The 22,746-nt window shown below is 47.6% G+C and carries 17 protein-coding genes and 1 other RNA gene; 12 read left to right on the forward strand and 6 right to left on the reverse strand.

The features are described 5' to 3' along the window. Window positions 1-40 precede the first annotated feature (40 nt). The gene (locus DW931_RS06860) at window positions 41-925 is read right to left on the reverse strand and encodes a LysR family transcriptional regulator (protein ID WP_118472024.1); all 885 of its coding nucleotides are present in this window, start codon (window positions 923-925) and stop codon (window positions 41-43) included. Between the two features lie 338 nt (window positions 926-1,263). On the opposite strand from DW931_RS06860, the gene leuC reads away from it, so the two are divergent. The 8 genes from leuC (at window position 1,264) to DW931_RS06900 (ending at window position 10,118) form a co-directional block, all read left to right on the forward strand. After that, window positions 1,264-2,529: a 3-isopropylmalate dehydratase large subunit gene (gene leuC, locus DW931_RS06865; RefSeq protein ID WP_118482036.1), complete on the forward strand. Its 1,266-nt coding sequence runs from the start codon at window positions 1,264-1,266 to the stop codon at window positions 2,527-2,529. Window positions 2,530-2,712: 183 nt separating this feature from the next. Further along, window positions 2,713-3,198 carry a 3-isopropylmalate dehydratase small subunit gene (leuD, locus tag DW931_RS06870; RefSeq protein ID WP_022359393.1) on the forward strand — a complete coding sequence of 162 codons (486 nt, stop codon included), beginning with the start codon at window positions 2,713-2,715 and terminating at the stop codon, window positions 3,196-3,198. Between the two features lie 40 nt (window positions 3,199-3,238). Then, on the forward strand, window positions 3,239-3,706 hold the full coding sequence (gene ybaK, locus DW931_RS06875; protein ID WP_022359394.1) for a Cys-tRNA(Pro) deacylase: 468 nt from the start codon (window positions 3,239-3,241) through the stop codon (window positions 3,704-3,706). 579 nt (window positions 3,707-4,285) lie between these two features. Continuing rightward, window positions 4,286-5,107 carry a cell wall hydrolase gene (locus DW931_RS06880; RefSeq protein ID WP_118293250.1) on the forward strand — a complete coding sequence of 274 codons (822 nt, stop codon included), beginning with the start codon at window positions 4,286-4,288 and terminating at the stop codon, window positions 5,105-5,107. Window positions 5,108-5,406: 299 nt separating this feature from the next. Beyond that, on the forward strand, window positions 5,407-6,069 hold the full coding sequence (locus tag DW931_RS06885) for an HAD family hydrolase (protein WP_118482037.1): 663 nt from the start codon (window positions 5,407-5,409) through the stop codon (window positions 6,067-6,069). 137 nt (window positions 6,070-6,206) lie between these two features. Further along, window positions 6,207-6,387, forward strand: a non-coding RNA gene (ssrS, locus tag DW931_RS06890) — 6S RNA. A gap of 120 nt (window positions 6,388-6,507) precedes the next feature. Next, on the forward strand, window positions 6,508-7,764 hold the full coding sequence (locus DW931_RS06895) for an AI-2E family transporter (protein WP_107000114.1): 1,257 nt from the start codon (window positions 6,508-6,510) through the stop codon (window positions 7,762-7,764). A gap of 47 nt (window positions 7,765-7,811) precedes the next feature. Then, window positions 7,812-10,118, forward strand: coding sequence for a SpoIID/LytB domain-containing protein (locus DW931_RS06900; protein WP_242995777.1), 2,307 nt, complete (start codon window positions 7,812-7,814; stop codon window positions 10,116-10,118). Window positions 10,119-10,321: 203 nt separating this feature from the next. On the opposite strand, the gene DW931_RS06905 is transcribed toward DW931_RS06900, so the two are convergent. Both DW931_RS06905 and DW931_RS06910 read right to left on the reverse strand, forming a co-directional pair. Continuing rightward, on the reverse strand, window positions 10,322-11,638 hold the full coding sequence (locus DW931_RS06905) for a 6-phosphofructokinase (RefSeq protein WP_118626933.1): 1,317 nt from the start codon (window positions 11,636-11,638) through the stop codon (window positions 10,322-10,324). Between the two features lie 524 nt (window positions 11,639-12,162). Continuing rightward, window positions 12,163-12,615 carry an NUDIX hydrolase gene (locus tag DW931_RS06910; RefSeq protein ID WP_022358438.1) on the reverse strand — a complete coding sequence of 151 codons (453 nt, stop codon included), beginning with the start codon at window positions 12,613-12,615 and terminating at the stop codon, window positions 12,163-12,165. A 358-nt stretch (window positions 12,616-12,973) separates the two neighbouring features. Here DW931_RS06910 and DW931_RS06915 point away from each other — a divergent pair, with 358 nt between their 5' ends. After that, a complete protein-coding gene (locus tag DW931_RS06915; protein WP_118482038.1) occupies window positions 12,974-14,515 on the forward strand; it encodes a carboxypeptidase M32 in 1,542 nt (513 codons plus the stop codon). On the opposite strand, the gene DW931_RS06920 is transcribed toward DW931_RS06915, so the two are convergent. Then, window positions 14,451-15,440, reverse strand: coding sequence for a site-specific integrase (locus DW931_RS06920; protein WP_118626934.1), 990 nt, complete (start codon window positions 15,438-15,440; stop codon window positions 14,451-14,453). The two genes, DW931_RS06915 and DW931_RS06920, sit on opposite strands and share 65 nt — an antisense overlap. 388 nt (window positions 15,441-15,828) lie before the next feature. On the opposite strand from DW931_RS06920, the gene glmS reads away from it, so the two are divergent. Then, window positions 15,829-17,670, forward strand: a complete 1,842-nt coding sequence (glmS, locus tag DW931_RS06925; RefSeq protein WP_118482040.1) for a glutamine--fructose-6-phosphate transaminase (isomerizing) — start codon at window positions 15,829-15,831, stop codon at window positions 17,668-17,670. A 119-nt stretch (window positions 17,671-17,789) separates the two neighbouring features. Here glmS and DW931_RS06930 read toward each other — a convergent pair whose 3' ends face one another. After that, window positions 17,790-18,329 (reverse strand): DUF4364 family protein, encoded by a 540-nt coding sequence (locus DW931_RS06930; protein ID WP_107000108.1) that lies wholly within the window; start codon window positions 18,327-18,329, stop codon window positions 17,790-17,792. An 87-nt stretch (window positions 18,330-18,416) separates the two neighbouring features. Further along, a complete protein-coding gene (locus tag DW931_RS06935) occupies window positions 18,417-19,571 on the reverse strand; it encodes an NADP-dependent malic enzyme (protein ID WP_118482041.1) in 1,155 nt (384 codons plus the stop codon). A gap of 400 nt (window positions 19,572-19,971) precedes the next feature. Here DW931_RS06935 and DW931_RS06940 point away from each other — a divergent pair, with 400 nt between their 5' ends. Continuing rightward, complete coding sequence (locus tag DW931_RS06940; RefSeq protein ID WP_022358444.1) at window positions 19,972-21,222, forward strand: argininosuccinate synthase; 1,251 nt, start codon at window positions 19,972-19,974, stop codon at window positions 21,220-21,222. Window positions 21,223-21,351: 129 nt separating this feature from the next. Further along, the gene (gene argH, locus DW931_RS06945) at window positions 21,352-22,743 is read left to right on the forward strand and encodes an argininosuccinate lyase (RefSeq protein ID WP_022358445.1); all 1,392 of its coding nucleotides are present in this window, start codon (window positions 21,352-21,354) and stop codon (window positions 22,741-22,743) included. The last annotated feature ends 3 nt before the right edge of the window (window positions 22,744-22,746 follow it).

Below are 22,746 nucleotides of genomic sequence, written 5' to 3' on the forward strand. Positions count from 1 at the left end.
CGTTTCATAGGAAATGGCGTCCGTGTTGCCAATTATTTCATCATTCCGAACAAAATTGCACAAAATCATTCATCGTCCGCGTCATCGCCGTCGGATGATAAGCAAATCCAATCGTTCGGTTTCGGATTGGCACTTCCAGCGGGAGTTCGATCAGCGAACCATCCTTTAATTCTTCCCGCACGAACTCGCGGATCACACATCCGATTCCGAGTCCCGTTTTGGCAAATTCAATCAGAAGATCCATCGTCGTCGCCTCTAAAATCTGCTTCGGTTCAATTCCGTGCTCTGCAAAGTACGCGTCAATGTGCGTGCGCGTCATATTGCTGCGGTCGAGCAGCAGGATTGTCCCGGATTCGAATGGATCGACATCGGCACCTTCGCGGATCCGCAGATTTTCCAGATACGACCGGGTACAGACAAAGGTGTCCTCGATTCGCATGACTGGGAGAAATGAAAGGCTGCGGCGGTTTTTCGGCTCGGCGATCAGACCGATGTCGAGTTTCTGCTGTTCCAGCATCGAGATTGTGCGTGCAGTGTCCTGACTTTCAATCAAAATGCGGACATGCGGGTACTGCGCGATAAATCCCTTTAAATAAGGAAGAAGAATATATTTGCACAGCGTGTTGCTGACGCCGATCTTGAGCTGTCCGATGTGGAGGTTCTGGATCTGTTTCAGCTCATTTTCACCGCGCTCCAGTGCTTCAAAGGCGGCTTCCACATGCTGAAATAAGACCTGTCCCTCTGCGGTCAGGGAGACACCGCGGGAATTGCGGATAAAAAGTGCCATGCCGAGGCTTTCTTCCAGCTTGCTGATTGATTTGCTGATCGCGGGCTGACTGATAAAAAGTTCCTTGGCGGCACGGGAAATATTACCGGCGCGTGCAACGGCGTAGAAAATACGGTACTGGGTTAAATGTTGTTCCATAATACTCCTTTATATCTATAAAGTTACTGTTCACGCATACGTGCCCAGTAACGGAATTTGCCGCGGCTTCGCATTTAAATACGGCAAATTCCTGCTGCCACCACGTTTTTTTACGGCACTTTCGGTTCCAAAAGTGCCTACTCATGAACAGTGACACTATAACTTCGACTCATAGTATCTATTAATAATATATATTTGTATTATAACAGAACCGGTGCTATAATACAAACATAAAAAAGTAAAAGATGGCATCGGCACCGTTGGAACAGAGTTTTTTCCTATAACAGTAAGGGCATCGGAGCCGTTACCAAGTATGTATATGCAGGAGGAAATAAATCATGGGAATGACAATGACACAGAAGATCCTGGCAGCGCACGCGGGTCTTGCAGAGGTAAAAGCAGGACAGTTGATCGAAGCAGATCTGGATCTGGTTCTTGGAAATGATATCACAACGCCGGTAGCGGTCAATGAGATGAAGAAGATGGACAACCAGACGGTATTCAATCATGACAAAATTGCGCTGGTTATGGATCATTTTATCCCGAATAAGGATATCAAGTCGGCGGAAAACTGCAAATGCTGTCGTGAATTTGCCTGTCGTCATGATATCACCAACTATTTTGACGTAGGAGAGATGGGAATCGAGCATGCACTCCTTCCGGAAAAAGGTCTGGTTGTAGCAGGTGACGCAGTCATCGGTGCGGATTCCCATACCTGTACATACGGCGCACTTGGCGTATTCTCTACAGGTGTCGGCAGTACCGATATGGCAGCTGGCATGGTAACCGGTAAGGCTTGGTTCAAGGTACCGTCCGCGATCAAGTTCAACCTGATCGGCAAACCGGCAAAATGGGTCAGTGGTAAAGATGTCATTCTTCACATTATCGGTATGATCGGCGTAGATGGCGCGCTGTACCGTTCTATGGAGTTTGTCGGCGAGGGCATCAAGAACCTTTCCATGGATGACCGTTTCACGATCTGCAACATGGCGATCGAGGCAGGCGGCAAGAACGGTATCTTTCCGGTTGATGAGAAGACCATCGAGTACTTAAAAGAGCATTCTAAACGTGATTTCAAGGTATATGAGGCAGATCCGGATGCAGAGTATGACGAAGAGTACACCATAGACTTATCCGAGTTAAAGCCGACTGTATCCTTCCCGCACCTTCCGGAGAATACGAGAACGATCGATGAGGTGGGTGACATTGCGATCGATCAGGTCGTCATTGGCTCCTGTACGAACGGACGTATCGAGGATATGCGTATCGCAGCTGAGATCTTAAAGGGCAGAAAAGTGAAAAAAGGTCTGCGCTGCATCGTGATTCCGGCGACACAGGCGATCTATTTACAGTCCATGAAAGAGGGACTTTTAGAGACCTTCATCGAGGCTGGTGCCGTTGTCAGCACTCCGACCTGCGGTCCGTGCCTGGGCGGTTATATGGGTATCCTGGCAGAAGGCGAGAGATGTGTATCCACGACCAACCGTAACTTCGTTGGACGTATGGGACACGTGGATTCTGAGATTTATCTGGCAAGCCCGGCAGTGGCAGCAGCCAGCGCCATTACCGGAAAAGTGAGCGGACCGGCGGAACTGGGACTGTAATAGGCATAAAAGTTTAGGAATAAGTAAAACGGATGTAACGGTTCAGTAGGTCTGCGCGTGACTGTGAAGGTACTGAACAGTTACAAACGGATATTACGGTTCGGGGAAAGGTTTCCTGCAATCGCAGGTGCCGTCTCGTGAATTGGGATAAAATAACAGGATAAATCGCAGGAGGATATAGAAATGAAAGCAAATGGACATGTATTTAAATATGGAGACAATGTAGATACAGACGTTATCATCCCGGCAAGATACTTAAACTCTCCGGATGGCAACGAGCTGGCAAAACATTGTATGGAAGATATTGATAAAGAGTTTGTAAATAAAGTACAGAAGGGTGATATCATCGTAGCAAATAAGAACTTTGGCTGCGGTTCTTCCCGTGAGCATGCGCCGCTGGCAATCAAGTGTGCAGGTGTAAGCTGTGTTATTGCTGAGACGTTTGCACGTATTTTCTACCGCAACTCTATTAATATCGGTCTGCCGATCATCGAGTGCCCGGAGGCTGCAAAAGCAATCGCGGCTGGTGATGAGGTGGAGGTTGATTTTGACAGCGGTGTGATTACCGATAAAACCACCGGCCAGAGCTTCCAGGGGCAGGCGTTCCCGGAGTTCATGCAGAAGATCATCACAGCCGGTGGACTGGTAAACTATATCAACCAGAAATAAGAGGAGTGCACTAAATCTGTCTCCAGAAAGGGTTTAGCTTATGACAAAAACAAACGTAATGCGTCTTTTAGACGCGGCTGGAATCAATTATGAAGCAGGTGAGTATGAAGTAGATGAGGACGACTTATCCGGCAGCCATGCGGCGGATATGATGGGGATGGACCATGACACGATGTTCAAAACGCTCGTTTTAAAGGGCGATAAGAACGGCTATCTGGTCTGCTGTATCCCGGTCGATGAGGAGCTGGACCTGAAAAAGGTGGCAAAGGCTTCCAAGGACAAAAAAGTGGAGATGATCCATATGAAGGAACTTCTTCCGCTGACCGGCTATATGCGAGGTGGTTGTTCCCCGATCGGCATGAAAAAGAAGTTCCCTACTTATATAGAAGAAACAGCGCAGATTTTCGACAAAATCAGCATCAGCGCGGGTCAGAGAGGTGTTCAGGTCATTCTGAATCCGGAGGAACTTGCAAAATATGTGGATGCACAGTTTGTAGCGCTGATCTAGAGTGGTAAGGAGTCTGTCTGACACCTTTACAGATACCATAATTGTTCTATTACAGTTGACATAAAAAACAGGCGACTTGATTCGCCTGTTTTTTTGACGGGAAGAATTTAACAGAATTGTAAAAAATTGAAAATTTTATACCAGCCAAAGTTTATAAAAATTGGGAAGAAAAAGCAAAAAAGTTTATAAAATGCTCACATAAATATTAAGGAAAAGTTAAATGAGAATGTGATTTGTCACAAAAATGTAAAAAAGACGTTGACTTTGAAGCCGGAAACCACATATAATGTCTCCCGTCACTTGAAGGAAGCGGCACAGGCAGAGAGGATCTGTCGTAACTGTTCACAGGTAGGAATTTTCTGAACTGAAAATTCCGTACGATACAGTTCTGGCAGCAGATTTTGCCGATTTGGAATGCGCAGCATCGGCAAAATCCCGTTGCTGGGCACACGTGTGTGAACAGTAACGATCTGTCCTTAGCTGTCAGAAAAAATCAGACAGCCAAAGAAGATGCCGCAGATGTTAAATGGCAGTCAGACCGGTTTTGGGAGGACTGCACTGATAGAAAGAGGAGAGTGTATGCCAAGCATTGACACATTTCTTCAGACTGCTTATCAGTTTATAAAGGCATTATTTGTCCGTGTGACAAAAAGGATGTACCGGACCGCAGCCGTATTGATGACGGGAGCAGCGGTTGTGACGGTGATAGCATTTAATTCGGTCAGTTTTGGCGGCGTTGGCAAAAATGCAGCCTCGGCACACCGGGAATATCCGGATGATGTGGAACTGACAGAAATGCTGCAGTCAGAAGAAACGACAGAGACAGAGAGCTTATCAGAATTTACGATTCTCGCCTCCAACGAGGAAAGTCAGCATCTACTCGGACAGAGGATGGAGCAGGGGATTCAGGATGAACTTGCGAAGGAAGCTCTGGAAGTAGAGGTAATCGAACGAGAAGTACGAATGCAGACCCAGCAGGCGGCGCAGGAAGCAGAAGAACGGGAGCGCCGGGAACGCGCAGTCATCTCTTACAGCGATGAAGATTACAGTGTTCTGCAGAAAATTGTGCAGGCGGAGGCGGGTGTGTGTGACGACAGGGGAAAGATACTGGTTGCAAATGTAATCATCAACCGGGTGAAAAACAAGAAATTCCCGAACAGCGTTAAAGCCGTTGTGTACGAACCATCCCAGTTCTCACCGGTACTGGATGGAACGATCAACAGCTGTAAGGTAACGCAGCAGACAATTGACTGCGTCAACCGTGCACTGGAAGGCGAGGATTACTCGGGCGGCGCCCTGTACTTCATGAACCGCGGAATCTCTGCTTCCTCCAATGTACGCTGGTTCGATGGCAAGCTGACCTATGTCATGCAGCATGGTGGACATGAATTTTACAAATAAAGAGTGAAACACGTTACTGTTCACGGGTAGGCACTTTTGGAACCGAAAGTGCCGTAAGAAAACGTGGTGGCAGCAGCAAGTTGCCGTATTTAAATGCGAAGTCACGGCAAATTCCGTTACTGGGCACGTATGCGTGAACAGTAACGGAAACACAGAAAAGAAAGATGACTGGATAAAAGTTGTCTTTCTTTTTTGCGTAAAATGTATTAGAATGGTCGTAAGCAATGAAAACGTAGTTTTTTCAAGCTGGTGTGCTGCGGAGTAATGCACTGCGGACTACAATAAGGAGAACGAACCATATGAACCATATCATACTATTTGACCTCGACGGAACCCTTACAGATCCGAAGGAAGGCATCACAAAGTCTGTCCAGCATGCGCTGCAGGCATACGGGATCGATGAGCCGGATCTGGATAAACTGTGTCCGTTCATCGGACCGCCGCTGTCGGACAGTTTTAAAGAATATTACGGATTCAGCGAAGCGCAGGCGCGCGAAGCGATCGGCCATTTCCACGAATATTTTACGAAACAGGGAATGTTTGAAAATAAAGTCTATCCGGGAATCCGGGAGATGCTGACACGTTTAAAGGATGCCGGTCTTACGCTGGCGGTGGCAACTTCAAAGCCGGAACCGTTTGCTATTCAGATTCTGGAGCATTTTGATCTGCTTTCCTACTTTACCCTGGTTGGCGGGGCGGATATGGAGGAGATCCGGGTCCGCAAAGGCGATGTGATTGCCTACACGCTGGACCGTTTGGGAACAACACCGGAGGAATCGAAGGTTATCATGGTGGGCGACCGGAAGCACGATATTATCGGGGCGCATGAAAATCAGCTCCCATGTGCGGCAGTGCTGTATGGATATGGTTCCCGGGAAGAGTTTACGGAAAACGGGGCAGACTACCAGATTGAGACGGTGGAAGAGCTGGGAGATTTCCTGATGAAGTGGGGAGAAGTATAAAAGACAAAAAGAAGCTTCTTAATCCGTTACTGGGCACGTATGCGCGAACAGTAACAACCTGACCGCATTATCAGAAAATGGAACTTGAAAAAACATCCGACTTGCGGTATAATAGCCGTATCAAAAGAGAATATTTGTAATTCCTGGGATGCTCGACAACTCTTGCTTTTTTTGAACCTACATTTTGACTAACGGGATTCCGATATTTTTAGATGGATGTCAGGCCTCCTCTCGAGTGGAAGACAGAAATCTAAGTGAGGTTGCCCACCTAGCAGCGCTAGGCGTCAATATGGTAAGAGCCGGCATTTTGGGGTTACAAAGGATAAAAGCAGCGAGCAATCGCTGCTTTCTCTGTAAAAGAAAGTGTGTAAAGAAAATGTAACATTTTCCAGAAGCACATTGTAAAATCAGAAAAGAGGAACGGATAAGAACATAAGTATGGAAAAAAGAGATTTCAAAGAATACATTTATATGGGTATGACGGCAGTTTCGGTGATTGCGGTCTGCATACTGCTCTGGTTCAGCATCCAACACTGGGATGTGGTGTCGGCGGGCACCCGCAAGGTTGTGAAAATCCTTGCGCCGATTCTCTGCGGTGCGGTGCTGACGTATCTGACCGCCCCGGCATATAACTGGGTAGCAGGGATCGTGGAAAAGACCCTTGGCTCTGTCACTAAGAATTCCAAATACGTCCGTGGTGCAGCCCGGATGCTTGCGACGGCAGCATGTCTGGGGCTGGTTATTGTGCTTGTGGTAGGGATGTTCCAGCTTATGATCCCGCAGCTGATCGAGAGTTTGATCGGCATTCAGGATTCATTTCCGCTGTATGTGCAGAATGTGTATGAATGGATTCAGCGTATTTTGAAAAATAATCCGGAGATCGAAAATATGGTTCTGAGCAGTTTTGAAAATAACCTGGCAGTTTTTCAGAACTGGGCGGAGAAATCGTTTACCAACATTGATATGCACCGGATTGGACAGATCGTGACAGGCCTTTCCAGCAGCGTGCTGGGTGTCCTGGAATTTATCAAAAATTGGCTGATCGGTCTGATCGTCATGGTGTATCTGCTAAATATCAAAGATACACTGGCAGCACAGGGAAAGAAGATTGTTTATGGCTGCCTGAATCTAAGACAGGCGAATCTGGTAATCGAGGAGCTCCGGTTTATCAATCAGATGTTCGGCGGCTTCATCATCGGCAAGCTGGTGGATTCCCTCATTATCGGTATTATCTGTTTCATCGGTGTGACGATCTTAAATATGCCGTTCCCGATGCTTTTGAGCGTCATTATCGGTGTGACGAATGTGATACCTTTTTTTGGACCGTTCATCGGTGCGATACCTGCAGCGTTCCTGGTATTCTTGGTCAGTCCGCTCCAGTGTGTGTATTTCCTCATCTGGATTCTGCTTCTGCAGCAGTTTGACGGCAATATTCTGGGACCGAAGATCCTGGGCAATTCGACAGGACTTTCGAGTTTCTGGGTACTGTTTTCGATTCTCTTCTTTGGCGGACTCTTTGGTTTCGTCGGCATGATTATCGCAGTACCGGCATTTGCGGTTATTTATGACTTGATCTCCCGCGCGGTGCACCGGTCGCTGCGGCTTCGGAAATTGCCGATGGAGACAGACGAATACCGGAAGTTAGACCACATTGATGAGAAAACAGGAACGTTTATGGAGTTAAATAAAAAGTGACTGTGAATGAGAAAGGACAGTTAAAAAATAAAGGCGGCTGGAGAAATATGGAAAAGAAAACAGGCAGATCGCGAAAGGCAGTACAGTCTCTGAAACCTAAAAAGCTGGTTTACTGGGCAGTGGCGATTCCGGCTTTTCTGGCACTCCTGCTCTTTGCAATTGTATTTTTGGATCACTCGGATAATGATATTTCACGCGCCATGGCATCGAAAGCTATGGCGTTATCATTTGCAGACCGGGACGACATCGTTGCGTCGCAGGGAGAACACGGAAGCCATTTTGGAACGCCGGATCAGGATGAATGGTATGCCAAATATATTGACTATATGATTGAGGAAGGCTATCTGGAGCCGGGAGACGAGAAGATAAGTAAAAGCTACGCGATGGGCGCACTGACCTATGGCGAAGCGGCATATGCGGCAGATCGCGTTTCAAAAGGGCTTTCGAGCGCCCTGAATGTATCTAAAAATAAATATAAAAAGGCAATGCCGAAGGAAGAATGGTGGCGGTTTTATGAGTCATTCTTAAAAAAGGCAGATTCGGAAAACGCGGTCAAAAAACAGAAGCTGGTGCTTTATGGAACACCGAAAAATGTGAAGGAAGCAGCGGCATGGACGGCATATACGGATCAGGGAACGATGAATTTTGAGGGCGTGTCGCTGGATGCCTGCATCGATCGGAAGATCGAGGTCTATGAGCGTGATGGTTCGATCATCACGCTGTGCGGCGTACAGTCTGAAAAAGTTACATATAAGAATGTCTGGATCGTTCCGGGAGAATCGGGTGGGATGGATGTGTATATTGGCACGATCGTCCGGACATTTCCAGAGGAAGAAAAGCTCAAGGATCGTACCGATGGCGTGCTGGCGGATGTCGAGCTGGATAAGGGCAAGATCCGCAAGCTGTCGCTCAAGGAAGATATGATCGAAGGAAAGGTACTTTCGGTCAAGGATGATACGATCGAGATTGACGGGTACGGAACGCTGAAACTGGACGATGATTTTAAAGTATATAAAACATATGGAGTCGTCAAGGAGCAGAAAAAGCGGGATGTGCTGGTCGGCTATGATCTGGGAAAATTTGTCGTGGCTGGCAAAAAGGTTTGCGCAGCACTCTTAAATCATGATTTTTCAGCGACGAACATCCGCGTGCTGATCATGAATGATGATTATTCCTCCTTGTTTCACACGAAGGTGGTACTCCAGTCGGACAGCACGATGCATGTGACCTGGGGCGAATCAGAGGAGACTTTGAGCCCGGGAACGAAATTGTCCGTGAGTCCTGGCGATGACCGTCTGAAAGAAGGGCGCATGACGATCACGCTGGAAGACCCGCAGAAGGAGATCCGCATCCTGAGTACCAAGCGGGCGCAGGGAACGCCGTCGTATTTCGGCAGCTTCGAGTTGAGCGAGGAGTCGGATGGGCTGCTTCTGATCAATGAGCTGGACGTCGAAGATTACCTGACACGCGTAGTGCCGAGCGAGATGCCATCTAATTATGAGCTGGAGGCGCTCAAGGCGCAGGCAGTTTGCGCACGGACGTATGCCTACCGGCAGATCAAGGCGAATGCATACAGCCGTTACGGCGCACACGTTGATGACAGCACGAACTATCAGGTGTACAATAATACAGAGAGCAGTGAGCGGACGAATCTGGCAGTCAAGGAGACGGACGGGAAGATTGTATATTACAACGATACTCCGGCGGAAACGTATTATTTTTCAACTTCCTGCGGATATTCGACCGATGGAACGATCTGGGGCGCCAGCAAAGACGAGGTTCCGTATCTGAAAGGGATCGGTTTGACGGAAAAGAAGAAGATTCCGGATTTGACGGACAACGACACATTTCTCAAGTTTATCCAGGGACAGGGTGAGCAGAATTATGATTCCTCGTTCCCGATGTACCGCTGGAAAACAACGATCACGAATAAGAAGCTGCAGCAGAAGGTAGATACCATCGGCGAGATTCAGGGTATTTTTGTGACTTCCCGCGGTACGGGTGGCATCGCCCAGACGGTGCAGATCGTCGGAAGCGAGGGAACCAAGACACTGAAAGGTCAGAGTCAGATCCGGAGTGTCCTCGGCTCGGAATCACTCGTTTATAAGAAAAATGACGGAACCGAACTGACAGGATGGAGTACGCTACCGAGTGCCTTTTTCTCGGTGGATGAAACTGCCAGGGATGAGGAAAAAGACATCCGCACATTTACCATCTGGGGCGGCGGCTACGGTCACGGAGTCGGCATGAGCCAGAACGGCGCACAGGAGATGGCGCGCGAAGGCAAGAATTATGAAGAGATTCTGATGTTCTTTTATGATGGGGTTGAAATTCGGGATTGTGAGGAAGATTAGATTTAGAAGATGGCTGCGCTGAAAGGGCACGGTCAGGATTCCTCCCCAAATGATAAGAGTGTGTGATTGGGGTAAATTAGAAAAAATTCAGGTATTATGTATTATTAAGTAGAAAAGAGACGCATTCGTAAAATGAAAGAAGCGTCTCTTTTTCTGTTGCTTGTATGGATTTCAAGGATGAAGCAGTTATACTGTGTGACGGACTATTTGCGGTACAAATATTTTGGAAGTCCGTTTTCCATAATATGGGAAACGTCCCCTTGGATCAGCGGCTGCGAGTAAGCCAGGAAATCATCGCTGACATCGGTACCGTTTTTCGTGATCCACTCAGCAGGTACTTTCTTTTCCTGATTGCAGATCAGATTGACATCCTTGAGAACTGGATGAATTTTATATACAGTGTTACGATGTTTTACGCATGAAGCGGATGCTGCGCCTAAGTCCGCAGCGTTTGAAACGGCAGCAGCTGCATGAACAGGTTCAGAAGCAGCTGTATCAGTCTCACGCTCAAATGCGACCATCTGTCCAGTGTGACCGTCCAGGGCTGCCTGGACGCCGAAACGACCTGCCATTTCAGCCTCGTTTAAATCAGTACCGGAAACGGTGAGACCGGAGCAGCGCTGGTTGACGTTGAGCTCAACCGAGCGCACCTTGACGCCGAACTGGTTGCGGACATAATTTTCCAGAATTTTGCCGCATCCGGCTAACATTTTGTGACCGAAGGTGTCGACCTGGGCTTCGGTTGAATATTCGCAGATAAAACGACCACCGTGGTCGCGGATGCCCTCGGAGACGCAGACGATGACATTCGCTGTCTTTTCAAACGCTTTCTTTAAGTCGTCATTAAATTGTGCCAGCTCAAATGGAGCTTCCGGCAGATAGATTAAGAGCGGATTGTCACCGGCTTCCTTGCGTGCTAAGGCAGAGGCAGCCGTCAGCCATCCGGCATGGCGTCCCATGATCTCAACGATGGTGACCGATTTCTGCTGATAGACAGAGGCGTCCAGCGCAATTTCACGGACGGATGCAGCGACATAGCGGGCAGCGCTGCCGTATCCCGGCGTGTGATCGGTCAGGACGAGATCGTTGTCGATCGTCTTGGGAATGCCGATAAAGCGGATCGGGCTTTTGATCTGCGCCGCATAGTGGGAAAGCTTGCTGACGGTGTCCATCGAGTCGTTGCCGCCGATGTAAAAGAAATAGCCGATGTCCAGCCGCTCCAGTTTTTCAAAGAGGACGCGGTAGAAGCTGTCGGAGAGGTTCTCAGGGAGTTTAAAACGGCAGGAACCCAGATACGCCGCCGGAGTCAGGCGAAGAAGTTCCAGATCGTCATCGGAGAGTGTTTCTGAAAGGTTCATATAAGAATCCGCGAGAAAGCCCTCGATTCCATTGATCATACCGTAGACGCAGCCAACCGCATCGCTGTGGCGCGCACCTTCGCAGATAACGCCGTAAAGGCTCCCGTTGATAACCGCGGTCGGTCCGCCGGACTGTCCGACTAAGATGTTTTTCTTGTTCATAAGGTAAATCTCCTTTTTGTGAGGTAAGTACAAGGTTTATGATATAAAAAGTTTCAAATCAATATAAAAATGTACATAAAATGATTTGCTGGAGTTGTATTTTTCATAGAGGTAAAAATAAATTAAAAAGTACAACTCAAAACGTATCTATTGTAACGGAAAGAGAGGAAGAAAGCAAGGGAAAAAGGTATGTATGATAAATAATATGAAAACCGGATACTCGGAAGCAGATAAAAGGCGTATAAAAATTTGGAGATTGATGTATAGAATAACAGAAACGGGTCATACTGTTAGTATCACAAAAGAGAAATTTTTGAATACTTATCCTCCCCTTTTTAATACCCTGTTCGTTGGCTTTGTGCAGCGGACGGGGTGTTTTTTTGTTTCATAGGAAATTACCGAAAAGCCTTTTTTAACAGGAAAACCGCGAATTTTAACCCAGATTAGCTTGCAGAGAAATGGAAGCTGCCGCTCAATCATCTATTTTTGATAATGATTTTGCAACAGCCTCTTTGTTCTTGTGATTAAAAGTATTTCCGATTCCCCCACAAATTTGCCTTTTTCAGATCCAGATACTCATTGTAGGCTTTTTCCAGGATCTGTTTTTCGTTGGAAAATTTCAGAAGGTGGTAGGCTTCGTAAAATTTGTAGTAGCCGGAATCGACGAAGTATTCTTCGCGCTGCGGCTTGCTGTAGTAGCTGTCCGCCATCATCAGATACCAGTGCACGGTCTTTTCGATGGTATCCTGAGGGGTGTTGAAGGTGTACTGGCTTTTGCCAATGTACTTGATGATGGAGGCGGCGACGCCAGTCTCCTCATGAACCTCCCGGAGGGCGGTCTGCTTGAAGTCTTCGCCCGGTTCTACGGTTCCCTTGGGAAGAACCCAGCCTTCGTATTTGTTCCGGTAGTTTTTGTAAAGAACGAGTAATTTTCCCCGAAATATAACCACACCGCCGCAGCTCGTTGCTTCGATCATCTGCAATCCCTCCTGTCCTGGTGTGTGCATGGAAGTTGATTCGTGGCGTATATCCGTGTGCCGGGAACCAGCTTTATGCATATGATTTATACTGGTTTTAGTATACCGCGTTTTGCATGATTATGCAAGATTGGAAAGTCACATAAGGCATCATGAGAAAATCCTGTTACAGTTTGTACAATGTGTGAACTGTAAAAAATCATAAGAAAGATATAAGAAACAGAAGAAAGAAAATCTGGTATGATGAAGATGGAAATGGCTCATATTACAAAAGAATGCAGGCATATGTGCAGCGGAACCTAAAAAATACACAGAATTTGGATGATAGAATTACGAAAAAAAGACAGGAGGCAGGAAAATGGCACAGACAGAACAGAAGAATCAGAATGTAAAAAAACAGTTTGAGGAGCTGCAGTCTCTTTTGGAGCGGGCGATGGCGCTTCAGACGTCGATGGTTTTGTTTGAGTGGGATGATGAGACGCTGGCGCCGAAGGGTGCAGCGGAGCATACCGCGCGGGTGATAGGTTCACTTTCGGAGCAGTATCAGGAGATTCTGGCGTCAATGCGTTTTAAGGAGCTGCTGGATGTCTGCCAGAAGGCAGGAAAAGAGAATGCGGGCGTATTTGATGAGGTGAAGTCGGCAATTCTCCGGGAAGCAGCCGAGGAGCAGGAGCGGCTTTCCTGCATTCCGCCGGAGGAATACCGTGCGTATGCAGAACTTACGGCGCGTGCGACGGGAATCTGGACGCGTGCGCGAGAGAAAAATGATTTTGCTTCATTTGCCCCTGTTTTGAAGGAGATTATTTCCTATCAGAAGAAATTTGCGGCGTACCGGGCAAAGCCGGGACAGAAGCTTTACGATGTGATGCTGGATACCTACGAAAAAGGTTTTAATATGGAGATGTTAGATCCATTTTTTGAGCTGATGAAAGGGAAAATTGTGCCGCTTTTGAAAGAATCGGCAGAGCGCTCGAAGATGGTTCCGGACGCCTTTTTATCCGCAGATTATCCGGAGGCGGCGCAGGCAGAGGTGGCGCGTTTCCTAGCAGAATATGAGGGCTTTGATTTTGACCGGGGAGTACTGGCACTCAGCGCCCATCCGTTTACGACGAATCTGCACAATCATGATGTACGGATTACGACGCATTATCAGAAACGGATTGATTCTTCGATTTTTTCCGTGCTGCATGAGACGGGACATGCTATCTATGAATTTGGCATCCGGGATGACTTGACACAGACGCTGGTGGGGCAGGGAACTTCGATGGGAATGCATGAATGCCAGTCCCGTTTCTTTGAAAATATCGTGGGACGCAGCCGTGCATTCTGGAAACCGATTTATGGAAAAGTGGCGCAGATGTTTGGAAGCCCGCTGACGGAGACGAGTCTGGAGGATTTTCTGGCGGCGGTTAATAGAACCGTTCCGGGGCTGATCCGGACGGAAGCGGATGAGCTTTCTTATCCGCTGCATGTGCTGGTGCGCTATGAAATTGAGAAAATGCTGATTGAGGAGGATCTGGAGGTCGAGAAACTGCCGCAGATCTGGAATGATAAGTATGAAGAATACCTGGGAGTACGCCCATCCACGGATCGGGAGGGCGTACTGCAGGATATTCACTGGTCACAGGGATCGATCGGCTATTTTCCGTCCTATGCATTAGGAAATGCCTTTGGCGCGCAGATTTATCACCAGATGAAGAAGGAATTGCCGCTAGAAAAACTACTGGAGGCTGGAAACCTGGGGGAAATCCGCGAATATCTGCGGAAAAATATTCACCAGTATGGCAAATTGAAGGACAGCCGTCAGATCCTGCGCGATATGACGGGGGAAGATTTTAATCCGTCATATTATGTGGCATATCTGGAAGAGAAGTATGGACGGCCGGAGAAAGAGCAGTAAGGCGGTCGATCTGTTCTTTCTTGAATTCCAGAGAGGAATGAAAATAGTATTCAAGCGTGACTTTCAAATCGGAGTGTCCCAGAATTTCGCTGAGCGTTTTGGGATCCATGCCATTTGTGATACAGCGGGTGGCAAACGTGTGTCGGATTGCATGAAAATTCAGATAGCGCAGTCCGGCTTGTGATAGAATGCGCTGGTAGTGATTCTGGAAGGTTCGCGGATCCATCGGGGAGCTGGCAGATTGTGACAGCAGAAAATAATCCGGGTGTTCCGGATGAGAATAGGGCTGTAGGATCGACAGAAGGAAAGCGGGCAGGGGAACCAAACGGTTGGAGGAGATGCTTTTGGGACCGGATAAAATGAGTTCTGATTTATGGGTTGTGTCAAGGCGCGTCAGGCGCTGCACCGTGTGTCGGACATGGAGATAGCGATCGGAAAAATGAATATTTTCCCAACGCAGGGCGCAGAGTTCTCCAACCCGCAGCCCTGTATAGAGTCCCAGATAGATGACGGCTTCGGAGATTCCTGTATGGGCAGTTAGATAGTGTTCGAGCTGTTTCTGTTCCTGAAGGGTAAAAACAGGTACTTCAGGGCGTTTTTTTGGAAGACGGGGCGGGAGATAGAGAATGCCGTTTGTTTGCCCGGTTTCATAGGAAAGACGCAGAATGGAGTTGACGAGCAGAAGAATACAGCGGATAGTTCCGTTCCCAAGCGGATGCAGGGAATCCGGGGATAAAAGGGAATTGCGGAAGGTCTGAAGCATAGGCAGATCGATCTTTGAAAGCTGGATGGATCTAAAATAAGGGGAGATATAACGGTCTGCCAGATGCCGGTATTTCACATAGGTAGACAGGGCTCGCGCCTGTTTCTGCTTTTCCAGCCAGATGGAAAGAAGATCGTTAAAGTACATTGTTTCGTTTTTCATGATGAAACCTCCTGTATAAAAAATAGTTGTCGTGGACAATCGTTATTTTACAGGTAGATATGCAGAAGAAATATGTGACTGCTTATGGCGGATGGTTTTGAAATGAGATGTGTCTATATGATGACTGACGAAAATATTACAGCAAATGCTGACAAGAAGATTCTTTTTTGGTATAATGAGACAGAATATGTACATGACTGAGAAGAAAGTCAATATCGAAGGTGCCGGTCAGGCGCTATTTAGGGATAAACGACATATTTTATAGAAGATTCTATTTTGAAGAATCAATAGATTTATCATATTCTTGAGATAGAGATACGAAGGCGGGAGTGTCTGAGGCGGTATGATGGCAGCGGCTCGCCTGGTTGGAAAAAGGAGGAATAATTGTATGTGTGGTATCGTAGGATATACAGGAGACCAGCAGGCGGCTCCGATCTTATTAGCGGGTCTGGAGAAGCTTGAATATCGTGGATACGATTCAGCAGGTCTGGCAGTCAGAGACGGAGAACGTGTACCGGAGGTTGTAAAGGCGAAGGGACGTCTGCGCGCGCTGGCAGAGAAGACAGACAATGGACGCGCAATGCGGGGCAACTGCGGTATCGGTCATACCCGCTGGGCGACACACGGGGAGCCGTCTGAGAACAATGCACATCCGCACTGCACGGATGACCGCAGCGTGGTAGCGGTTCACAATGGTATTATCGAAAACTATCAGGAAATTCGCGAAAAACTGATTAAAAGTGGATATACGTTTTATTCAGATACTGATACAGAGGTGGCTGTAAAGCTGATCGATCATTATTATAAGAAATACAACGATGGACCGCTCGATGCGATGGCGCGTGCGATGATGCGTATCCGTGGCACGTATGCATTGGCGGTTATGTTTAAGGATTATCCGGAGGAGATCTTTGTAGCCCGTCAGGATAACCCGATGATCATCGGAGTAGGCGAGGGTGAATCCTTTATCGCGTCGGATGTTCCGCCCCTGCTTCCATATACCCGCAAGGTATACTATATCGGCAACCAGGAATTGGGACGCTTACATAAGGGAGAGGTTACTTTCTATAATATTGATCAGGAAGAGATTCAGAAAGAACTTGTGACGATTGAGTGGGATGCAGAAGCTGCTGAAAAGGGAGGTTATGAGCATTTCATGATTAAGGAGATCCATGAACAGCCGCGTGCGGTTCGGGATACATTAAATTCAGTCATCCGCGATGGTCATATTGACCTGACCGAGGCGGGACTTTCCGATGATGTCATTCGTTCGTTAAAGCGTATTTATATCGTAGCGTGTGGTTCTGCTTACCATGCAGGCGTGGCAGCGCAGTATGTGATCGAAGATCTGGCGCGTATTCCGGTCCGCGTCGAGCTGGCTTCCGAGTTCCGTTACCGGAACCCTATTCTGGAAGAGAACAGTCTGGTTATCATCATCAGCCAGTCGGGCGAGACAGCCGACAGCCTGGCAGCCCTGCGTCTGGCAAAGAGCCAGGGCGTTCCTACGATGGCGATTGTCAATGTAGTAGGTTCCACGATTGCGCGTGAGGCAGATCATATTTTCTACACACTGGCAGGTCCGGAGATCGCGGTGGCGACCACCAAGGCATATAGCACACAGCTGGTTGCCGGATATCTTCTGGGCGTACAGTTTGCCCATGTGCGCGGTACGATCACAGAAGAAAAATATGAAGAACTCCTTGCAGCCCTGCAGGAACTGCCGGATCAGATCGCGAAGCTGCTCGAAGATGACAAAGAACGCATCCAGTGGTTCGCAGCGAAATATGCCAATGCAAAAGACGTGTTCTTCATCGGCCGCGGCATCGACTACGCAGTCAGCCTGGAAGGCAGCCTGAAATTAAAAGAGATCAGCTACATCCATTCCGAAGCATATGCGGCTGGAGAATTAAAACACGGAACCATCAGCCTGATTGAGGATGGTATCCTCGTAGTCAGCATCCTGACCCAGGAAGCCCTGTATGAGAAGATGATCAGCAACATGGTAGAAGTAAAATGCCGCGGCGCCTACCTCATGGGACTCACAACTGCAGGCAACTACAATATTGAAGACACCGTCGATTTCGCAGTCTATATACCGAAGACTGACGAGCACTTCACACCGAGCTTAGCGGTTGTGCCGCTGCAGCTGCTGGGATATTATGTAAGTGTATCGAAGGGACTGGATGTAGATAAGCCTAGAAACCTGGCGAAGAGTGTTACGGTAGAGTAATAGAGCTTTTTATGGTGTTGTTATAGATCTAGAAAAAGTAATATAAATGGAAAGAAAAGACAAGGTTTGCAAAAAGGCATAAAATGTCAGACGCAGACCTTGTTTTTTGCTTGTCATCCTTATTTTTTCTCCACCCCATGCTCACTCATCAAAGATTTCATCACATAAGCATAAATCTCCTGGCTTCGATCCTTCCAGTGATTGCACATGATTTCCGCCTGCTCCTTATCCGGAACGGAGATATCGAGATTGACAAGAACGGCTTTTCCTTCCCGCACCTCGCAGTGAACGATGTAGTCCTGATTGGTCGATTTATAGAAATCGGAGATCAGTCCTACCTCGTTTCGCATGCGGAAGCGGTTCTGTTTCAGGTATTCATCCATGTCGCTGACGATGGCAGGAGAGATGTTTTTGCCGAAAAATTCCAGCGTTTCCTCGCCCTCCTTAGTGATCTCATAGCGGGAGCTGTTCCGCATCGTCTCCTTTTTTACCAGACCTGCATCCAGAAGCTCGTTCAAGGCCTGCTGGAGTGTGAAATACGTGGTGTACTCACGATCCAGGAAAAAATTGGAGAGCTGCGCGTTGGTCAGCGGAAAATTGACCTGGTGCAGCATATAGAGATTCATCAGTTTGTAAAGTGTCATCGGTTCAGCCAGCATGGAAAAACTCCTTTATTATTATTTCGTAACTGTGTAAATTTTGTGCGGTTCTTACGGTAAATGCGAGAATCGCTTGAATTGTTACGTTTATTTCTTAATGTGCTCCTTCACAGCCTTGGAAACAGCGTCAGCTACACGCGGATCAAATGCTGCCGGAAGAATGTTCTCGTCGCTCAATTCGCTGTCATCAACCAGAGCAGCAATTGCGTTGGCAGCAGCCAGTTTCATTTCTTCGGTGATAGCGGTTGCGCGTCCTTCCAGGGCGCCGCGGAAGATGCCTGGGAAGATGAGAACGTTGTTGACCTGGTTCGGGAAATCGGAACGTCCGGTTCCTACGACTCTTGCACCAGCAGCTTTTGCCAGATCCGGCATGATCTCCGGAACCGGGTTTGCCATTGCAAAGAGAATGGAATCTTTATTCATGGAAGCAACCATCTCCTGGGAAACGATGCCCGGAGCAGACACGCCTACGAAGATGTCAGCGCTTTTTAATGCATCGGCAAGTGTGCCCGTCTTGTGCTCTAAGTTGGTAACTTCGACCATCTTTTCCTGCATCCAGTTAAGCCCTTCCATGCCCTTGCAGAGCATACCGGTCTTATCACACATGGTGATATGCGGGAATCCGTAGTTTAAGAGCAGTTTGGTGATGGCAACGCCTGCACTTCCGGCGCCGTTGACAACGACGCGGCAGTCTTCCTTCTTCTTGCCGGTTACTTTCAGGGCGTTGATGATGCCTGCCAGTACGACGATGGCGGTTCCGTGCTGATCATCGTGGAAAACCGGAATGTTTAACAGTTTCTTTAAACGTTCCTCGATCTCAAAGCAGCGCGGTGCGGAGATGTCCTCCAGGTTGATACCGCCGAATGCCGGGGCAATGCGGACAACTGTCTCAATGATCTCCTCGGTGTTCTGTGTGTCGAGGCAGATCGGGAATGCATTGATGCCGCCGAACTCTTTAAACAGAACGGCTTTTCCTTCCATAACCGGCATAGCTGCTAACGGTCCGATATTGCCAAGTCCCAGAACGGCGCTTCCGTCGGAGACAACGGCTACAGTGTTGGACTTGATGGTGTAGCGGTATGCAGCTTCCGGATCTTCTGCAATTACCTTACATGGTTCTGCAACGCCCGGTGTGTATGCCAGAGCCAGATCCTCTCTGGTTTTTACATGTACTTTGGAGACGGTATCGAGCTTGCCGTTCCATTTTTCATGAAGTTCGAGTGCTTTTTCATTGATTGTCATGGTTTTTATCCTTTCGAATGCTTTCATTTTATTCTTACATTATAATAGCAATTTTGACATTTTAAATCAAGATGCATATTTTAGAATGCAGGAAGAGCAGTACCATGTTACTGTACACACACAGTACCACTTATTTATAATACTTATACCTATCATATAGTATAGCATATAAATGAAGTCCGTAAATGTTACTTTTATGCATAAAACACATAAAAAATGCATAAAACACGTTTTTATACAAAAATTATTCATAAAAATGCAAAAAAAGTATTGCATAATTAGGATCAAGGAGGTATAATCTGGGTAATTTCACGTGAGGCATATAAATCTGCCGGTCTTAGTTGACTGGACGGACAAAGAAAAAAGCATCACGCAGGCAAATGATTGGAGGAAATGAAAAATGGCTAAGAAATATAATAAAATTGTTCTTGCATATTCAGGTGGTCTGGACACATCGGTTTTAATCCCGTGGCTGAAAGAAAACTATGGCTGTGAGGTTATCGCAGTTTCCGCTGACGTAGGTCAGGGTGCGGAGCTGGATGGTCTGGAAGAGAAAGCATTAAAGACAGGTGCTTCCAAGCTGTACATCGAGGATCTGAAGAAAGAGTTCGTAGATGAGTACATCATCCCGACCATGAAGGCTGGCGCTACTTATGAGCATTACCTGTTAGGTACTTCCTTCGCTCGTCCGATTATCGCTAAGAGAATCGTTGAAATTGCGAAGAAAGAGGGCGCAGACGCTATCTGCCACGGCTGTACCGGTAAAGGAAACGATCAGGTTCGTTTCGAACTGGCTATCAAGGCATTTGCTCCGCAGATGGATGTTATCGCTCCGTGGCGTTTCTGGGAACTGAATTCCCGTGAAAAAGAGATCGAGTACGCAGAGGCTCACAACATTCCGTTAAAGATTACGAAAGAGACCAACTACTCCAAGGATAAGAACCTGTGGCATCTGTCCCATGAGGGTCTGGATCTGGAGGATCCGGCAAACGAGGCTCCGATCAACAAACCTGGATTCCTTGAGTTAGGCGTATCTCCGGAGAATGCACCGGATAAAGCTACTTATGTAACCATCCACTTCGAGAAAGGTGTTCCGACCAGTGTAAACGGCGAAGAGATGGATGCAGAGAAGGTAATCGAGGTTCTGAACAAGGTAGGCGGTGAGAACGGCTGCGGACTTCTGGATATTGTAGAGAACCGTCTGGTTGGCATGAAGAGCCGTGGTGTATATGAGACTCCTGGTGGAGCTATCCTTTACAAGGCTCATGAGAAACTGGAAGAAATCACTCTGGACAAAGAGACACAGCACTACAAACAGCAGCTGGCTCTCAAGTTCGCTGAGTTAGTATACAATGGTCAGTGGTACACACCGCTGCGCAAAGCAATGAGCGCGTTTGTTGATTCCACACAGGAGACCGTAACCGGTGATGTAAAACTGAAACTTTACAAGGGCAACATCATTCCGGCATCTGTTACATCTCCATACACCCTGTATTCCGCAGGCATGGCTACATTTGATGAGGATGACTGCTACAACCAGGCAGATTCCGCTGGATTCATCAACCTGTTCGGACTTCCGATCAAGGTTCGCGCCCTGAACGACGAAGTTCTGGCAGCAAAGACCGGCGAGCATTTTCCGAGCGTAGAATAATTTAGGAAAATAATAAATAATCTGCAGGCGACAAGCCCGCAGCCGATGGTGACCATTGGTTTTCCGGTATCTGCCGGTTCCAATGGTCGCATTGGTTCTAAATCAGAGAATAAAAAGGAGTTTACACTTATGGCAAAGTTATGGGCAGGACGATTCGGAAAAGAGACAGATCTGGAGGTAAATGATTTCAACTCATCGATTTCCTTTGACTGTCGTCTTTATAAGGAAGATATCACAGGCTCCATGGCCCATGCGGCTATGCTGGGCAAGCAGGGCATCATTGCGAAGGAAGAATCTGACAAGATTATCGAAGGACTGAAAGGTATCTTAGCGGATATTGAGGCAGGTAAGATTCATTTCTCACAGGATTATGAGGATATTCATATGAATGTAGAGCAGATTCTGACCGAGCGCATCGGCGATGCCGGAAAACGTCTTCACACAGCGAGATCCAGAAATGATCAGGTTGCACTGGATATGCGTCTTTACGTGAAGAAAGAGATCGTGGCGATCAAAAAGGAAATTCTCGATTTCATGGAAGCACTCTGCGAGAGCGCAAAGAACAATCTGGAAACTGTTATGCCGGGTTATACACATCTGCAGCGTGCACAGCCGGTTACATTTGGACATTATATGATGGCATATGCCAATATGATGCGCCGTGATGTGATCCGTCTGGAAAACTGCTTAGAGGGCATGGATGATATGCCGCTCGGATCCGGCGCGCTGGCTTCCACGACTTATCCGATCGACCGTGATTTTGTACGCCAGCAGCTTGGATTTGCCAGAGTGACCAACAACTCCTTAGACGGTGTTTCCGACCGTGATTACTGCGTAGAGCTGACGGCAGCGTTATCCATTCTGATGATGCATCTGTCCCGTTTCTCTGAGGAGATTATTTCCTGGTGTTCCTGGGAGTTCAAGTTTGTAGAGCTGGATGATGCATTTTCAACCGGTTCCTCCATCATGCCGCAGAAGAAGAATCCGGATGTCTGCGAGCTGGTCCGCGGCAAGACCGGTCGCGTGTACGGCGATCTGTTTACCCTTCTTACCATGTTAAAGGGTATTCCGCTGGCATACAACAAGGATATGCAGGAAGACAAAGAGGCAGTCTTTGATGCGATTGACACCGTAAAACAGTGCCTGCGCGTGCTGACTCCAATGTTCTCCACGATGCAGATCCTGAAAGACAATATGAAGAAAGCGGCTCTGAAAGGCTTCATCAACGCAACGGACTGTGCAGATTACCTGACCAAGAAGGGAATGCCGTTCCGTGACGCATACAAGACCGTCGGACAGCTGGTAGCCCAGTGTGTACGTGAGGACAAGTCCTTAGCCGATCTGACACTGGAAGAGTACAAGACACATTCCGATGTCTTTGAAAATGACGTATATGAAGCGATTGATTTGAAGACCTGTGTACGTGGACGTAAGGTAATCGGCGGACCGGCTCCGGAAGAAGTAACCCGCCAGATTTCTGTGATTGAGAAATTTGTAAGCGAACACAAGGTTCAGGAGTAGGAC

Source organism: Clostridium sp. AM43-3BH, from assembly GCF_003479985.1.
Taxonomy (GTDB): Bacteria; Bacillota; Clostridia; order Lachnospirales; family Lachnospiraceae; genus Otoolea; species Otoolea fessa.

Coding starts and splice junctions, on each gene's coding strand:
- argH (WP_022358445.1), top strand. CDS start 21,352: ATGGCAAAGTTATGGGCAGGACGATTCGGAAAAGAGACAGATCTGGAG.
- leuC (WP_118482036.1), top strand. CDS start 1,264: ATGGGAATGACAATGACACAGAAGATCCTGGCAGCGCACGCGGGTCTT.
- DW931_RS06935 (WP_118482041.1), bottom strand. CDS start 19,571: ATGACAATCAATGAAAAAGCACTCGAACTTCATGAAAAATGGAACGGC.
- DW931_RS06880 (WP_118293250.1), top strand. CDS start 4,286: ATGCCAAGCATTGACACATTTCTTCAGACTGCTTATCAGTTTATAAAG.
- DW931_RS06905 (WP_118626933.1), bottom strand. CDS start 11,638: ATGAACAAGAAAAACATCTTAGTCGGACAGTCCGGCGGACCGACCGCG.
- DW931_RS06895 (WP_107000114.1), top strand. CDS start 6,508: ATGGAAAAAAGAGATTTCAAAGAATACATTTATATGGGTATGACGGCA.
- DW931_RS06910 (WP_022358438.1), bottom strand. CDS start 12,615: ATGATCGAAGCAACGAGCTGCGGCGGTGTGGTTATATTTCGGGGAAAA.
- DW931_RS06900 (WP_242995777.1), top strand. CDS start 7,812: ATGGAAAAGAAAACAGGCAGATCGCGAAAGGCAGTACAGTCTCTGAAA.
- DW931_RS06915 (WP_118482038.1), top strand. CDS start 12,974: ATGGCACAGACAGAACAGAAGAATCAGAATGTAAAAAAACAGTTTGAG.
- DW931_RS06885 (WP_118482037.1), top strand. CDS start 5,407: ATGAACCATATCATACTATTTGACCTCGACGGAACCCTTACAGATCCG.
- DW931_RS06940 (WP_022358444.1), top strand. CDS start 19,972: ATGGCTAAGAAATATAATAAAATTGTTCTTGCATATTCAGGTGGTCTG.
- DW931_RS06920 (WP_118626934.1), bottom strand. CDS start 15,440: ATGAAAAACGAAACAATGTACTTTAACGATCTTCTTTCCATCTGGCTG.
- DW931_RS06930 (WP_107000108.1), bottom strand. CDS start 18,329: ATGCTGGCTGAACCGATGACACTTTACAAACTGATGAATCTCTATATG.
- ybaK (WP_022359394.1), top strand. CDS start 3,239: ATGACAAAAACAAACGTAATGCGTCTTTTAGACGCGGCTGGAATCAAT.
- DW931_RS06860 (WP_118472024.1), bottom strand. CDS start 925: ATGGAACAACATTTAACCCAGTACCGTATTTTCTACGCCGTTGCACGC.
- glmS (WP_118482040.1), top strand. CDS start 15,829: ATGTGTGGTATCGTAGGATATACAGGAGACCAGCAGGCGGCTCCGATC.
- leuD (WP_022359393.1), top strand. CDS start 2,713: ATGAAAGCAAATGGACATGTATTTAAATATGGAGACAATGTAGATACA.